This window comes from Lysinibacillus sp. DFXJR4 (assembly GCF_057196045.1).
Genome location: NZ_JBXUNW010000018.1, coordinates 83,141 through 98,766, shown reverse-complemented (window position 1 = coordinate 98,766; position 15,626 = coordinate 83,141). Strand labels below are relative to the sequence as shown.

At 35.4% G+C, this 15,626-nt stretch carries 13 protein-coding genes and 3 pseudogenes; 4 read left to right on the top strand and 12 right to left on the bottom strand.

From position 1 onward, the window contains the following. From AC2CGN_RS22325 to AC2CGN_RS22315, 3 genes and pseudogenes are all read right to left on the bottom strand, one after another. Positions 1-206, bottom strand: a pseudogene (locus AC2CGN_RS22325) (hypothetical protein); the annotation flags it as partial. A gap of 88 nt (positions 207-294) precedes the next feature. Continuing rightward, a complete protein-coding gene (locus AC2CGN_RS22320) occupies positions 295-1,452 on the bottom strand; it encodes an iron-containing alcohol dehydrogenase (protein ID WP_484516314.1) in 1,158 nt (385 codons plus the stop codon). After that, positions 1,439-2,890, bottom strand: coding sequence for an alanine/glycine:cation symporter family protein (locus AC2CGN_RS22315; RefSeq protein WP_484516307.1), 1,452 nt, complete (start codon positions 2,888-2,890; stop codon positions 1,439-1,441). Before AC2CGN_RS22315 ends, AC2CGN_RS22320 begins: the two co-directional genes overlap by 14 nt. Positions 2,891-3,025: 135 nt before the next feature. Between AC2CGN_RS22315 and AC2CGN_RS22310 the strand changes: the two genes are divergently transcribed. After that, the gene (locus tag AC2CGN_RS22310) at positions 3,026-3,919 is read left to right on the top strand and encodes a LysR family transcriptional regulator (protein ID WP_484516305.1); all 894 of its coding nucleotides are present in this window, start codon (positions 3,026-3,028) and stop codon (positions 3,917-3,919) included. A 408-nt stretch (positions 3,920-4,327) separates the two neighbouring features. On the opposite strand, the gene AC2CGN_RS22305 is transcribed toward AC2CGN_RS22310, so the two are convergent. From AC2CGN_RS22305 to AC2CGN_RS22295, 3 genes are all read right to left on the bottom strand, one after another. Continuing rightward, a complete protein-coding gene (locus AC2CGN_RS22305; RefSeq protein ID WP_429981826.1) occupies positions 4,328-4,819 on the bottom strand; it encodes a DinB family protein in 492 nt (163 codons plus the stop codon). A gap of 86 nt (positions 4,820-4,905) precedes the next feature. Further along, positions 4,906-5,889 (bottom strand): ornithine cyclodeaminase family protein, encoded by a 984-nt coding sequence (locus AC2CGN_RS22300; protein ID WP_484516312.1) that lies wholly within the window; start codon positions 5,887-5,889, stop codon positions 4,906-4,908. 30 nt (positions 5,890-5,919) lie between these two features. Next, positions 5,920-7,260: an MFS transporter gene (locus tag AC2CGN_RS22295; RefSeq protein ID WP_484516303.1), complete on the bottom strand. Its 1,341-nt coding sequence runs from the start codon at positions 7,258-7,260 to the stop codon at positions 5,920-5,922. 165 nt (positions 7,261-7,425) lie between these two features. Here AC2CGN_RS22295 and AC2CGN_RS22290 point away from each other — a divergent pair, with 165 nt between their 5' ends. The 3 genes and pseudogenes from AC2CGN_RS22290 to AC2CGN_RS22280 all read left to right on the top strand — a co-directional run bounded on the left by AC2CGN_RS22290 (position 7,426) and on the right by AC2CGN_RS22280 (position 9,202). Next, on the top strand, positions 7,426-7,932 hold the full coding sequence (locus AC2CGN_RS22290; RefSeq protein ID WP_484516301.1) for a helix-turn-helix domain-containing protein: 507 nt from the start codon (positions 7,426-7,428) through the stop codon (positions 7,930-7,932). 247 nt (positions 7,933-8,179) lie between these two features. Continuing rightward, positions 8,180-8,434, top strand: a pseudogene (locus tag AC2CGN_RS22285) (transposase); the annotation flags it as partial. Positions 8,435-8,866: 432 nt separating this feature from the next. Further along, positions 8,867-9,202, top strand: coding sequence for a 2Fe-2S iron-sulfur cluster-binding protein (locus tag AC2CGN_RS22280; RefSeq protein WP_286923496.1), 336 nt, complete (start codon positions 8,867-8,869; stop codon positions 9,200-9,202). Between the two features lie 60 nt (positions 9,203-9,262). On the opposite strand, the pseudogene AC2CGN_RS22275 reads toward AC2CGN_RS22280, so the two are convergent. The 6 genes and pseudogenes from AC2CGN_RS22275 to AC2CGN_RS22250 all read right to left on the bottom strand — a co-directional run. Next, positions 9,263-9,469: pseudogene (locus tag AC2CGN_RS22275) on the bottom strand (isochorismate family cysteine hydrolase YcaC); the annotation flags it as partial. A gap of 168 nt (positions 9,470-9,637) precedes the next feature. Next, a complete protein-coding gene (gene gdh / locus AC2CGN_RS22270; protein ID WP_429981822.1) occupies positions 9,638-10,423 on the bottom strand; it encodes a glucose 1-dehydrogenase in 786 nt (261 codons plus the stop codon). 15 nt (positions 10,424-10,438) lie between these two features. Beyond that, a complete protein-coding gene (locus tag AC2CGN_RS22265; RefSeq protein WP_429981821.1) occupies positions 10,439-11,296 on the bottom strand; it encodes a RhaT/GlcU family sugar-proton symporter in 858 nt (285 codons plus the stop codon). Positions 11,297-11,750: 454 nt separating this feature from the next. Continuing rightward, a complete protein-coding gene (locus tag AC2CGN_RS22260; RefSeq protein WP_484516299.1) occupies positions 11,751-13,184 on the bottom strand; it encodes an anti-sigma factor in 1,434 nt (477 codons plus the stop codon). Beyond that, positions 13,150-13,707: an RNA polymerase sigma factor gene (locus AC2CGN_RS22255; RefSeq protein WP_484516297.1), complete on the bottom strand. Its 558-nt coding sequence runs from the start codon at positions 13,705-13,707 to the stop codon at positions 13,150-13,152. Before AC2CGN_RS22255 ends, AC2CGN_RS22260 begins: the two co-directional genes overlap by 35 nt. Before the next feature lie 408 nt (positions 13,708-14,115). Continuing rightward, positions 14,116-15,447: an alpha/beta hydrolase family protein gene (locus tag AC2CGN_RS22250; RefSeq protein WP_484516295.1), complete on the bottom strand. Its 1,332-nt coding sequence runs from the start codon at positions 15,445-15,447 to the stop codon at positions 14,116-14,118. Between the last annotated feature and the right edge of the window lie 179 nt (positions 15,448-15,626).

The following is a 15,626-nucleotide window of genomic DNA, read 5'->3' as shown; positions in this document are numbered from 1 at the left end:
CCAATCACTTCTGTTTTCTTTGCAGGGTTATATGAAACGATTTTATCTTCTGTTGTAATGCGTTCGCCACCGATAATTAGTGGATAGTCTTGGCCTAAGTAGCCTTCAACTTTATTTAAAGCCTCTACATAAGCATTTTAGTTTCCCTCTTGTGAAAAATCTGTGAATGGTTCGTGTTTGTACTTTCTATTAGTAAAGTTATTCATAGTCACATTGTTCTCCTCTTCTTTTGTATTTATTTAGTGGCAAGTGATTAATTTATCTAACCCTTAAGAAAATGTGCTCATATTTCCTCTAAAAGGCTGCTTTTAAGATTTCTAAGTAGTCATCCTTCGTAATAGTACGTACATTACTTGGAGTAGAGTTGTTTTGTTCAGCTAGTTCTGCCATCTTATCGAAATCTGCCTCTTTCACATAAGATAATTCTTTTAAAGTTGGAATTCCAAGTCTTTTTGTAAAGTCATATAAATGATTGACTAATTTATTGATGGCTTCCTCATCGGTATCGTTCTTTTCTGCGAAATTCATGATTCTCGCTAATCTGGCATGCAACGGTTTATTTTCAGAAGAATTGAATTGAATAACATATGGTAAAAATACAGCATTAGCGATACCGTGTGGAGTGTCATAAAGACTTCCTAAAGCTTCCGCCAAACAATGTACTGCTGCAACATCAGCTGATCCAAAGCACAAACCAGCCAGTAAACTGCCTTCCTGCATCTTGTATCTCGCATCTAAATCTTCTCCATTATCGTATGCTTTAGGAAGGTATTCTACAATGGTTGCCATTGCACTTGCTCCCATAGCTTGGGAAATTGGATTAGTTACTTTACATGTAAAGCCTTCAATGGCATGTACCAACGCATCGACTCCTGTTGCAGCTGTTATACCCTTTGGAACTGTAGTCGTAAGGACAGGATCTAATATTGCAACTGTTGGTCTAAGTAATGCATGCTTTAAAGTGATTTTTTTATGCGATGAAGCTAGAGTAATTACTGATGAACGAGTAACTTCTGAACCTGTTCCAGCTGTTGTTGGGATACAAATCACTGGTGCAACATTTGTATACGCTTTCTTTCCTTCGACATAGTCTTCAGGTGTTCCTCCATTTGGTCCTAGTAATGAAATCGCTTTTGCTGTATCCATAGGACTTCCTCCCCCAACAGCAATCAAGCATTCTACTTGTTCTTTTCTAAATATCTCTGCGCCAATTAAACATTCATTATCTCGTGGATTTTGAGACACTTGATCAAATATGATAACGCTATACCCTGATTCTGTAAGATGTTTTTCAATTGGAGCGATTAATCCTGCCTTAATTACTCCTTGATCGCTGACAATCATAATTTTTGAATGTGGTTCAATGATATCCGTTAAAATATTGCTTATTTCTTTTGATTTACCAGCACCCATTATCATTTTTGTATTGCAATAATATTCAAAGTTCATTATTTTTCTCTCCTTCTTTATGTTTTGTTGATATAGAAGATTGTTTGTCTGATTCCCAGCACTCAATGCCTTTCAATCCTTGGATGCTAGAAGCATAAAATATAGGATTTATTCCTAATTTGCGTTGCTGCATATAATCATTTAAAGCAGCAAATGAAAATTTACCCAAAAACGCAATAGCGATCAGATTTATAACAGCCATAATGGCCATGGATAAGTCAGCTAAATTCCAAACAATTTGAAGATGGGCTAAAGCACCAAACATAATCATGATTAACACCGCAATTCGATAAATTAACAATGCTAATGAACTATTATGTATAAAGCTGAGATTTGCTTCACCATAGTAATATCCACCTACAATGGAACTAAAGGCAAAAGTAAATATTGCAAAAGCTAGAAAAATACTTGCCCATGAGCCAAAATGTTGTGTCATAGCTGCTTGTGTAATTTCAATACCAGATAGTTCACCTGTTGTCTCAACATTTGAAAGCATGATAATAAATGCTGTACAGCTACAAACAATTAAAGTATCAAAAAATACACCTAACAATTGAACAAATCCTTGTTTAACAGGGTGAGAAACATTAGCGGTTGCAGCTGCATTTGGAGCACTTCCCATACCTGCTTCATTCGAAAATAGACCTCGCTTTACCCCGTTCATAATGGCTACCCCAATTCCACCACCAGCAATTTGTTCTAAGCCAAAGGCACTTTTGAAGATATTTACAAAAGCGGCAGGAACGTCAGAAATATTGGTACCAATAATATAAAGTGCTAGACTGATATAAAATATCGACATGATAGGTACAATAATTTGCGTAAAATTAGCAATTCTCTTCACACCACCAAATATAATCAAAGCAGTAAGGATTGTTATAAATACGCCCATTAAAGCGGGACTTAAACCAAAAGAGTAATGAAAAGCACTTGTAATTGTATTCGTTTGTACGGCATTAAAGATTAGTCCAAAACTAAGAATAATCATAAATGCAAAAATCACACTTGGCCATTTAAGTCCGGATTGCTTTTGAATATAATAGCCTGGCCCTCCTTTAAAGCCCTCATCAGTTTTAACTTTATAAATTTGAGCTAATGTACTTTCTACAAATGCAGATGCACCACCTAACACAGCTGCAAACCACATCCAAAAAATTGCACCCGGCCCACCGACTGTTATGGCGATGGCTACCCCTGCCATATTCCCAGTGCCAATTCTTGTTGCTGCCCCTATGAAAAAAGCCTGCATTGAGGAAATTTCATTACTTCCATCTTTTGCTTTAGGTGCTTTTTCAAAAATGGAACGAACAATCTCTTTTAAATAGAGTATTTGCATAAATTTCATTTTCACAGTAAAGTAAATCCCCAAGCCTATTAGCATTACCACTAAAATATATGTCCACAAGAAATTATTTACTGTATTTATTATGTTTTCAATCAAAGCCCTTCCCCCTCTGAATATTTCAAATTATTTGTCTTTCGGGCGCCTGCATAAATCATATAAAAAATGTTATAATCAATCTATAGAGATTTTTTGATTACATCAATCGGCTGAGCCGATTTAGGGGGTTGGAAATTGGAAATTAAACAATTAATTATGTTTCAAACAGCATCAAAATTATTAAATTTCACAAAAACAGCTCAAATTCTTGGGTATGCCCAATCTAGTATCACTGCGAATATAATAGCTTTAGAAGAAGAACTGGGAACGCCTCTCTTCGAAAGACTTGGAAAAAGAGTCATTTTAACAGAAGCTGGGGTATTTCTTCAGGACTATGCAGACAAAATTTTAGGATTAACAGAAGAAGCCTTAGATGTGGTTGGTGGAATTAATGAACCAAGTGGTATCTTGAGAATATGCGCCTCAGAAACACAATGTACTTACCGACTACCTAATATCTTAAATGACTTCCAAACAAAGTATCCTAAGGTTGAACTGATCTTTCGCCCTGGAATATCTGAAAAGGATTTTTTAAATTTATTAATGGAAGGTCAAATTGATGTCGCGTTACTATCTATGAATCCTGTAACATCTTCACATTTAATAGTGAAAGAATTAAAAGAAGAACCAATGGCTATTGTTTGTTGTCCAACCAACCCACTTAGTGAGAAACAAGAGGTAAAACCAATTGATTTAGATAACCAAAGATTATTGTTAACAGTAGAATGTGACTACCGTTGTGCTTTCGAAAATTCTTTGATTCAGGTAGGTGCAAAGCCACGAAGTAAATTGGAGTTAGCTGATGTTGAGGCAATAAAGAAATGTGTAATAGCGGGTTTGGGAATCGCCATACTACCGGAGATCTCTGTAAAAAGGGAAATAACAGAAGGTAGTATTCGAAAAGTAAACTGGGGAGGACCAGATTTTACTACCAAAATACAATTATTTTGGCATAAAAATAAATGGATGTCCCCTGCTTTAAAAGCCTTTGTTGATTTAACAGAGAATTATATATTAACAAATGAGTAATCTGTCCTTTAAAAAAATCAGAAATGCTGAGTGAAAATCATATCCTCCAGTGGGAAGATAGATAAAAAAGAGTGTCCCAAACACTTCTTTTTAATAAATTTTCAGTAAAGAATACTTCTCTAAGCCATCATTATTGTTGCTGTGGAACAAATTTATCTTGTCTCCACACAAGGTGGATAGGCGAAAAAATAATATTTTATTATTTTATCGCTATAAATATCTATCTTTATAAAATGTTAATTTTTGTAAATTTTTCTGAAATTTCCTATATGTATCTTAAGAAAAAACTGTCTCACATTTATTGTGTCACCACTAAAGATTAATGAGGCTAGGTTACATATTATTGTTTTTAGCTATAAAAAATGGGAACAACCGATTTGGATGTTCCCATTTTTTATATAAGATTCTTTAAAAGCTACGCTTCTTTGGCCAAGCTCCTTGCATTTTACTTAGGAATACAATTTGCCCAATATGATAGGCGTCATGCATTACTAAGCTCTTCAGTTCAATCACTAATGATCGTTCCTCAGGGAGTTCTTTGTACAATTCTTCATATTCTGGTTTTGCCAGTATTTTTTCTAGTTCCCGATGGACATACAAATATTCCTGTTTGGTTTCCTCCCAATTTTGCCATGTCACAGTCGGTAATTGAAACGTAGCGTCATTATTTTCTGCCTGTGGTTCATTTGCTATATCACCAAGAATTCTCATGAGAAATCTCTTTTTATAGAAAAGTAGATGACAAACTATTTCCCAAATGGAATTCGTTGCCCCCTCAGATGGCTTCCAAATGGCCTGTTCTAAAGTAATATCCTCTAGCACTTTTTCAAGTGGTGGGAACCAGTCTTCTTCATCTAAGCAGCTTGTCCATTGTCGTAATAGCAGTGTTTTGGCAACCATTTTCAATTCCTCCTATTTGAACCTGTCTCCTTTGTAGATAAAACAGGCCTGTATTCCATCTGCTAATGATCGTTTTGTTATTAGTATTATACATCAATTTCTATACCAATTCCTAGTTCCTTTGCCTTTTGATATACTCCTTTTGCGACTGCTAAATCATAGTAAGCTGCACCTACCGATTTAAAAATGGTGATCTCCTGTTCGTCCTCTCTACCATTCTTAGTCTTTGTGACTAGTTTACCAAGTTCACAATATATCTCGTCGAATGACCAGATCCCTTTTTTGGCTGCATGAATAAATTCACCAGCTTCATTTTTTACGCCATTATTATCATCTACTACGATTTTATTTGCCTTCAAAATAGTGGTTTCATCAATTTCTCGCATAGTTGGTAAATAAGAACCTATACCATTAATATGAGTTCCTGGCTTTAAATATTCTCCATCTAAAACGGCACTAGTTGATCTTGTAGCACAGCAAATAATATCTGCTTGCTTGACTGCCTCAGACACTTCATCTATGACTTCAAAAGGGATTTTCACCCCATATTCTTTTAATTTATCACCAAAACGGTGTGCTTTAGAGGTTGTTTTATTAACGAGTAGAATTTTTGTGATACTTCTTACAGCTAGTACGCCTAGTACTTGCTCAAAAGCCATCCCACCTGTACCAATTACTGTTAGAATTGTCGCATCTTTTTTTGATAAATAATCGGTAGCAATCCCACTTAAAGCCCCAGTTCTAAGTCTAGTTAGATAAGAGGCATTCATCATTGCCACATGTGAACCATTCTCTGCATCTGTAAGTAACAGTACTCCTTGTGTTGTTTGCATTCCTTTTGGAGAATTTTTAGGGAAAATGGTCACCACTTTTACAGCAGCAACTTCACTCACTAAATCTGCACTTGGCATATAGAGTGCAGATGCATCATGGTCTGGAAAATCTATGACAGTACGATGCACATCGACTATCTTATTTTCTTCTTTTGCTTTTAATACTTTCCTAACATCCTCTATCGCATTTTTCATATTGTAGCTTTTCATAATCTGTTCTTCGTTTACTATTAACATCATCAATATCCTCCATTAAATCATCTGTCATCACGACTTCATAGTCCCAATTGGGATTTTTTTCGTTTCACTTAATTTCGAGACTTTATGAATTTCACTGTCTAAATTCTCTTGACTACGATCTTTAACAGCCCAAATGGCGATTAATGAAACGATTGCTGTAAAAATAATATATAACGCAATCGGTACATAGGAATTATCAAATTGAACTAATAAAGCGGTTACTACTAAAGGAGCCGTTCCTCCTGCTACAGCTGCACCAATTTGGTAACCAAGTGTAATCCCTGTGTAACGAATTTTTGCATCAAAAATTTCTGAAAACATTGTCCCTAGTACGGCCGTAATTGGCGACCAAATAATGCCTAGACCGATGATCGTAGCTACTACAAGTAATATCGCGGATTGTTGCTGTAACATCCAGAAATAAGGAAATGCAAAGAGTATCATACCAACAGTTCCTATAATATATAACTTTTTGCGACCATATTTATCAGACAAGCTCCCCATTATAGGAATTAAAATGGTCGTAATAATTGTGGCAATCATGACGGCATTTAGAGTGACAGTTCTTGAAAAACCTAAATTTGATGTTGCATAGGATACAACAAATGTTCCAAAAATATAGAAAGGTGCTGTTTCAACAACCTTAGCTCCAATGGCAATTAATACTTCACGCCAATAGTTTTTTAAAGTTTCTAAAATAGGTAGTTTAGGAATTTCTCCTGATTCTTGCACCTTTTTAAATGAGGGCGTCTCATCAATCCCTTTACGAATCCATAAACCAAATAAAACTAAAAATGCACTTATTAAAAATGGTATACGCCATCCCCATGACATAAAGGCCCCTTCAGGAAGTAATGTCATTATAGACAATGCAACAGTTCCTAACACCATACCAATCGTTACACCCATTTGCGGTATAGCCCCATATAATCCTCTCTTTTCCTTTGGTGCATATTCGACAGCAAGTAAAAGAGCTCCTCCCCATTCTCCACCAATACCTAAACCTTGTACTAATCGTAAAGTAATCAACAATATGGGAGCCCAGATGCCAATAGCTTGATATGTAGGAAGTAATCCCATTCCAAAGGTAGCAATCCCCATCAAACTCAGCGTTAATACGAGTGTTTTTTTACGGCCAATCTTATCTCCAATATGGCTGAAAATGACTCCACCAAACGGTCTAATAAAGAATGATAAAGCAAAGGATGCGTAAGCAAGTAACAAACCTACTGTCGGATCATCATTGACAAAAAACACTTGGTTAAAAACGAGTGCGGCAACTGTGCCATACAAAAAGTAATCAAACCATTCAATGGAACTCCCTACCAAACTAGCAATCCAAATCTTTCTCATTTGTTTTCCATCCATCTATTTTCCCCCTTTGTTCAAAATTGAAGTGGCACTTCAATTTCTTCTTGTTATTACTTTACAATTACCCGAATTCTCTGTCAATAATGGGGGTTATTTTTTTATTATGACTTTCTATTAAAACGTGTATAGAATAAAGTATAATCAATAAAGGGGTTTGATATCATGACATCAGATTTTCTAGGGGAGACATTGAAAAGAATACGCAAAGAAAGACAATATACATTAAAAATGCTTGCCTCTCAAACAGGAGTTTCTATTAGCTTCTTATCGCAGGTGGAAAGAGGAAAATCTAATGTTACATTAGAATCCTTGAAGAAAATTTCAGATGCTTTAGGTGTAAATCCAAGTATTTTTTTCCCTACTAACAATGAAGATTTAAATGAAATACGTTCCCAATTCCATTATTTAGACTTATCAGATGGGCATATAGATGCTTCCTATCTCCCCATGCTTGTGACATTAAAAGCTGGAGAAAATGAAGGGAACGCTCTTTCCCATGACGGTCATGAATTTATCTATGTTGTAGAAGGTGAACTGACAGTTATTATTGAGGAACAAAAATTTGTTTTACAAGAAAACGAATCCAAAATGTTCGATGCCCGAAAAACGCATTACTGGTACAACTACCAAAAAAAACCTGTCAAGTTTCTACTTGTTTCTGCACAATAAAAAAGACTTATTAAAATGAAGAGCCATGCTCATGTAATGTGTAGCATAGCGCTCATTGTGTTGAAAAACAAAATCGTCTATAGACAAAATGTGAACATTCCGATAAAATCCTCTCATTAATGAAATAAGTGAAGTGAGTGGATTTTTTATGTACGTTACATACTCCAGAAGAGAGATTGAAGAGAATTGAAAGTTCTATGAGATAATGTACGCCCCTTCGCATCTTTAGTGAAATTTTGTATCGAAACAGTTGGAAGTTTTCTATCCATACAGCATTGGCCGTCCAACAAAAGATCCGATCATGTTGATGAAAATCTTATTGATTCAGTATTTAGAAGGCTTTCGTTCAGTTCGCTTTACATGTAAGCAAGTGAAGCAACACGCAATGTATCGCTGGTTTTTAGGCATTTCTCCTACAGAAAAAATTCCAGATCACTCAACAATTTCAAAGTTTCTTTCGCAACGTCTACAGGGTGTGGCGTTTTGGGAGAAGTTTTTTTAACATTGTCTTCTTTTCATTCACCATGAAGGATTTATTGCGAATGAAACATGGGTGGCAGATGAAACGGAATTAAAAGCGAATGCCAATAAACGGGTGCGTGATCCCCTTACTAAGTAGGCTGATTGCGGAAAACCAGGTCCTAGCTCCATGCCCCTAGCAATCCAATAGAAAGAATGTTTTTCCCAGGGTTTGGTTTTGATGGCTATCCCCCATTTGGGTCCCCTCCCTATGGCTACCCATCTTATGGTTATCCGCCATTTGGCTATCCACCCTTTGGATACCCACCAAACAGTCCTCGCTAGGTAAAATCTTTAAGCTTTTAGACAATGAATGATTTTTCTGTATGAGAATAGCCGGAACAATACAAACTGATAATAACACTAACTTCGTTACCCCCATCCATTAGGAAATTTATGAAGGGAGTATTATTAGATGCCACTTATCAACGTATTTGGAGGAAAAACATTTGAAGTAGAGGAAGGAAAAAAATTAGTTTTAGCACTTGAAGATAATGGTATAGAAATATTTCATCTATGTGGTGGAAAAGCAAAATGTACTACTTGTAGAGTAGAGGTTTTAGCTGGGGAATATAAGGATATTTCGAAAATAGAAAAAACCGCCTTTGCTATTAAAAATATTGATGAGAATTTATTTGAGGACTGCTTACGACTATCTTGTCAAATCCGTGTCATAGGAGACATTACCGTTCGGCCCATTTTAACTTCTGAAAATACACAGGGCGCTAGAGGCCCAAGACCAGCAGATTAACCTTACTAAGACGCGGAGTTAAAATGAAATCCGCGTTTTTTTAATTCCTTTATGTTATTTTTACTGCTTATTAAAATCTTTTTGAGCACCTTCATAGCTTGCCGTAACGTTTTGATAGCCAGGAAGTTGGCTTGCAAATAATGCGCCGAAGCCTGCAATGTCGTTTCGCTAATCACGTTGTAATTCACTAGCAATACTAAACCAGTTCATCAACTGTACGCCACTATGAGCCATACGCATTAAAGTCTTTGCAACTTGTTTACTGAAAGGCCAATTCCCCATCTACTAATTCTTCGTTCGTAATGGGCGGTTTTTTCTTATAGATTAAAAAAAGGCATTGGAGAGGTTAAATTCCAATGCCAATTTTTATTTGTGTTATTAATGATATACTGCTCTGATAAGGAAACTAATTATCTTGTCGTTGTAGATATTTACTTACCCACGACCTGCTTGGAAAGAAGGGTATAATGTCATTCCACCATCAGCAAATAGGGTAATCCCTGTTACATAACTAGCTTGTGATGAAGCAAGCCATACTGCTACTGCAGCAATTTCTTCTGGTTTTCCGATATACCCCATCGGAACCATGCTTTCTACATCTGCCCGTTTTGCTGGATCTGCAAATTTTTCAGCATTTATAGGCGTGTTGATCGCTCCAGGTCCGATGTTATTGACACGAATTCCTTTTGGAGCATATTCTAACGCTAAAGTTTCAGTCATTAATTTTATGCCCCCTTTACTAGCCGCATAATGCACGAACAAAGGCCAAGGAATTTGCTCATGAACACTGGACATATTGATAACAGAACCTTTAATATTATTCTCCACGAAGTATTTAATCGCTTCTCTACTTCCTAAAAATGCCCCTGTTAAATTCGTATTAATTACTTTATTCCAATCATCGAGTGGCATTTCATGTGAGGGTACAGGATTTTCTATACCAGCATTATTAATCATCACATCGAGGGTTCCAAACTTATTTACAGCAGTCTGGACGAGGTTGATGACATCCCCTTCAACTGACACATCTCCTTCTACGGCAATGGCTTCCCCACCTGCTTTTTTCACTTCTTCAACAACCGCATTTGCCTCTTTCTCATTTGAACGAAAATTAACGATAACCTTTGCTTTCTCCTCGCCAAAGCGTAATGCCATTGCTTTTCCTAATCCTGTTGAAGCACCTGTAATAACAATAACTTTTCCTTCTAAATCTGGATACATATAAAATCTTCCTCCTTATGCTTTCGCCATCCCTAGCATAATTCCAGCAGCGACTATAAAGATAATCCCAATGAAAATTGCTATAAGTTGTCGTTTGGTTTTTTTCTCACCTATAATAAAAATTCCGCCTAAAGTTGAAATCACGATCCCCATTTGGGAAAGGGAAAAACTTGTGGCAACTCCTACACGTGGCTGAGAGATAAATAAAAACATATTCCCTGCAGCCCAAACTAAACCTGGAATAATATTACGAATCGCATATTTATTGAATGGTTTGTGTTTAAATGTTAATAAAATACCACCTATGACCATTCCGATTGCTTGCGGTAATAGAGCGGACCATCCATTTACATCAAATAAGCGGATAACCACCACATAGACTAAATAACCAAAAGTAGAAACGAGTAAAATTAAAATTCCTTTTCTTAAATTTTTTCCTTGCTCTTCTTTTTTTTCCGCTGGATTTGGCAGCGATGTGAGAACGATACCAATCAAAATACTGATCAATGCAAGGATACCTAAGATTACGGATATTGTAGTCGACCATTCATGAAAGACAATGACTCCAAATAATGTTGTTGCGACCAATTGTAGACCTGTTGAAATGGGCATTGTTTTAGAAACGCCCATTAAATCGATGCTTTTTAATTGATTTGCTTGCCCTAATGCCCAAAAAAGGCCTGATACAATTCCGACACCCAAAACTACAGGTGTCAACACAGGTTTAACAACAAAATAAACGCCTATAGAGAAGAGAAGTGCTCCAATTGTTGTTCCAAGCACTTGACTATAGGGACCACCACCAAGCTTGACATTAAAGAGCACAATACTTCCCCAAAAAAGAGCTGGTAAAATCGCTAGGAAGATATCCATCTTTTGCTCCCCTATCTATAGTAAATTTTTTCTCTGTAACCGAGTGGAAACACTGAAAATAATAGCATCAACACATTCTGTTACTTTACGAACATCTTTCGTTGCTTCAACATGTAATTCCACTCGCGCTTTTAATAATAGCTGCTAATTTACACTTTCCAATAATTTCACTTTATTAGATGAATTTTTTAGATATAAATCTCATCACCCATCAAATAGTAGAAGAAATATTAGACAAGTGTATTACTTTTACTAATTCTTCTCTCATATATCAGAAGAGCAACATAATTAATATGGAACGAAACAAAACTTTTATACCATTGATATAAGAAACTTCTTAAATTAAAAAAGAATCCATTTGAACATTTGTTCAAAATGAATTCCTCTTACTTTTGTTTAAAAATTTCCTTCAGAAAAACTGCACATAATAGACTGCTTATTTCTATCATTTTTCCTATTTACGAATATCAATCCACCAACGATCTTTTGCATTCATGTTTTCAGATCCATTAAAACTACTGTAATCTCCGAAAACATCAAGGAAGATAGAATCTAGCTTATCCTCGTCTACAAAATAACCTAAGTTCATGTTAATTGTTTGTCCGGGTTGGATATTTCCTATATTGTAAAAAGCTTTTCCCTTTCCATGAGGTGCTAGATAATCAACCTCACCCGTCATAATACTTTTTTCGTCAATTCCATCTTCTCCAGCATAGTGCCATGCATTATTTTTATTTTTAAGCACTTGTATAGTTGGACGCATATAGATTTCTTCTGTTGCCTCTTTACCAATGTTTTTCACTGTTGTAGTTAGGTAGACAAATTTAGGAGCCACTAATTTTGACTCTACTAATTCATAAATTGAATCTTTACCATTACCTACTTTATATATATCCCGTCTATACGGTAACAATATCTTTTTCTGATCTAAAGCTTTATACCTACTTAAGCTTCTTAGGCCAACTCCATTAAAGTTATTTTGTTTAAAATCTGTGATTGAATCAAAGATTTCAACTTTTTCGATAACAAATTCAAGATTGTCTAATCTACTTATTTGATCTATGGTTACTGGAACCTTTTCTCCTACACTAAATAGTTGTGTGCTGTCTTTTTTCAAAGGAATAACGCTAAATTCGATTGGTTCATCCTCTTCACTATAAAGAGGATTATCGAAATCTGCTATAAATGATGCCATTTCTTTTGACGTGGGCTCAAGTGAAATGTTCTCCATGACCTTTATCATAAGTTCTTCACTTACATCATTGCCAATTTCAGCGTCTATCATAATCCCCTCTTCTTCAAATAAAAGATAGACCTTTCTATCAAATACTAAACTTTTGTTTCCGGTATCTTTTTTGACAATCACTGCTTTCTTACCATTTATCTCTTTTTCTTCATAGCTTTGTGAGTACAGAGTGTGGAAATTGGTATTTTTACCAACTCTCCAAAGATAGAATGAAAACCCGCCCATTTCGTAGTTATCTTTAAATGAATATTTCATAGGAGCATTTTTGTTTTCTACCATATTTTCCGGTAAATAATTTACTTTTAGTTTATACCAACTGTCCTTCTTTTTTGAGGTATGATCTGACACTGAGACATTTACTTCGTAATTTTGTTTTTGAACAATCATATCGTAGACTTTTACTGCACCAAAAGCAGTTGTTGGTATACCAAACATTAAGCAGGCAGCGGCGATTAAAATGCGATTCTTTTTACGTTTTCGCAGTGACTGTTTATTTTTCAACTTAATTTCCTCCATAAACAATTTCTTTTTGTGCATGTAGGTATCTGAAAATTTATGTTGTTCATTTTGATGATCAAAATCGTCTAAAGCGATTTTCTCAGCAATGTCATACATATTTTTGGAGTTCTTTGAATTCGTCATTTTCTATACCTCCTATCATATTCTGGACTCGTTTTCGAGCTCGTTCAAATTGCTTGCGGGCATTGACTTCAGTGATCCCCATTATCTTTGAAATTTCCTGATAAGTTAAGTTATAGAAGACTTTGTACTTAAAAATCTGTTTGTAAGAGTCATTTAACTCTGTTAGCAATGTATCAATTTGTACCTCACATATTGAACGCTGCTCCCACTCATCAATATTTTCATCTGCTACTTCTGGCGACTCTCTTTGATATTCATCTAAAAACATTACATGTCGTTTATTTTTCCGATAGCCATCAATTGATTTGTTTTTCGCAATTCTCAATATGTAACGTTTGAGCTCTTCAGTGTTTAAGCTGTAGATTTTCTCTAGATTCTGATAGAGAGTAATAAACGTCTCTTGAACTATATCTTCAGCTTGCTGAATATTATTTAAAATGGAATAAGCTACATAATAAATTTTTTGTTCATACAACTCGTATAGTTCTACCATTTTTTCATAATCCTTATTTCTAGCTTTCATGTAATCCCTCCTCTCACTCTATTTAACGATTGGATGACATACTTTGTGACACTTTCTCCTATTAGAAAGCCAAGTTGTATCCGACAAGAGCTTAATCATTCATAGCTATAGATATGAATGTGGAAAGCCGTTGGTAGATTGATAAAAAAAACAGTATAATTTATATCTCCAAAATATTAGTTCAATTATGCTGGAGCATAACTGCCTATTGTTGCAGGTTTTAATAAATAATGCAAAATAAACAGAAAACCCGAACTATACGAAACACTAAATTAGAGTTTCACGGAATAGTTCGGGTTTATTAAAATTCTTTTGTCTTACAAAGTCTATCAAATCCTTATCCTTCATTTTGAACAAGAACTTCTGAATCACTTTACATGTTAAGAAATACGATTGTTTGATTCTTGATTATTTATTTTTAGTCAATTGAATTTTTGGATAACGATCAGCTATTTTTTTCATCGAAGCTGCTGCATCATCTTTCACGTATTGATTGAAGAATTCAAGACTAACCTCATTAATGATTTGATGAACATCTTGCGCATCTTCTCCTTTTGATTGTAAAAGTTTTGAGAATAAAGAAGTATCCGTAAAGCTGGCATGGTTTGTGTTTGGAATGGTCAATGAATAGCCTCCACCCTTTAAAGCAAGCGTTTGACGTCTATCAAACTCTTTAAAGAGGGTTGTTGCTAGATCATTTTTCTCTGAATTCTTTGCCTCCGTCATATATTTCTCCATTTCATCGGCATTCATCATTAAAAAAGGTTTGTCTACCCCTTGCTTTGGTGCATCGTCTCCAAATAAACCTCCATCCATATTAATACTAGCTTTTACTCGATCATCATGCAGCAACATTTGCATAGCAGTAGCTCCACCATAAGAGTGACCAAACATGCCGATTTTCTTCATATCCATAGAATGATATAATTCTTCGTTCTTTGTTTGGTTAAACTTTTCAAGCTGGTCTAGTACGAAGGTTACATCATCTGTCCATACTGCTATATGTTTATCGAGAGCAGGGATACCGTCATCTAATTGAGGTGAATTTAGAACTGTGCGTCCATCAGGAAATACAGTAGCTGCAGCATCATATGTATGATCTATCCCGACAACGATATAGCCATGGCTCACTAATTCTTCTACTTGAAAGGTATTTTGATATCGATATAAATTCATCCCATGTGAAAACAGTAATACTGGCCAACCAGATTCATTCTTGACTAATTGCGCATCTTGATAGGAATGTGTTTGAATTTTATTCAAATGCTGTAGAGCAAACTGTGGTAAAGGTAAAGCTGTTTGTAGACCAGCCGCTAGCTCTTTCGAATGAGTAGTATAAGGAGCTGTTAACTCATTCTTGTTAACTTCAGCAGGATACCAAATTTGAATCATTAATTCCCTATGATCATCCGGTTCCTTTGTGTATTCTTCAAGCCTTTTTTCATCAACAAGATGGAGGCTGGTTGTTCCGATTTTATATGGTCCTGTCGGCTCTGGAAACGAAAACATTGGGGCAATGATAGGTAATTCAAATACTACATATAACCAAAGGATATAGAAGAATCCCTTTACTACTCGTGTTAGCCAAGATGTAGAGATGTTATTTTTCCAAAAAAAGAGAAATTGAATGCATGGCAGTAAGAGCAGTAAATATGCAGGTAGTATTTGCCATCTATAGCCCTCTATAAGCATGTGAAGTCCAGTTATCATCCCAGCACAAATTAATAAGATAATATTCAATCTATCCCTAGATTTACTAAAAAATAGGAACCTCCCCAGGAGAATGGAGTTTATGCTGATTACAAGTAAATCGAAAAAATTCATAATGTTTCCCCTTTTCCCTATGACATTGATTAAGTATTGTTAGTAGTCTAGCACTTTAACCTTAAAATCCCCTGTTAATTACCTTACTATTTTAT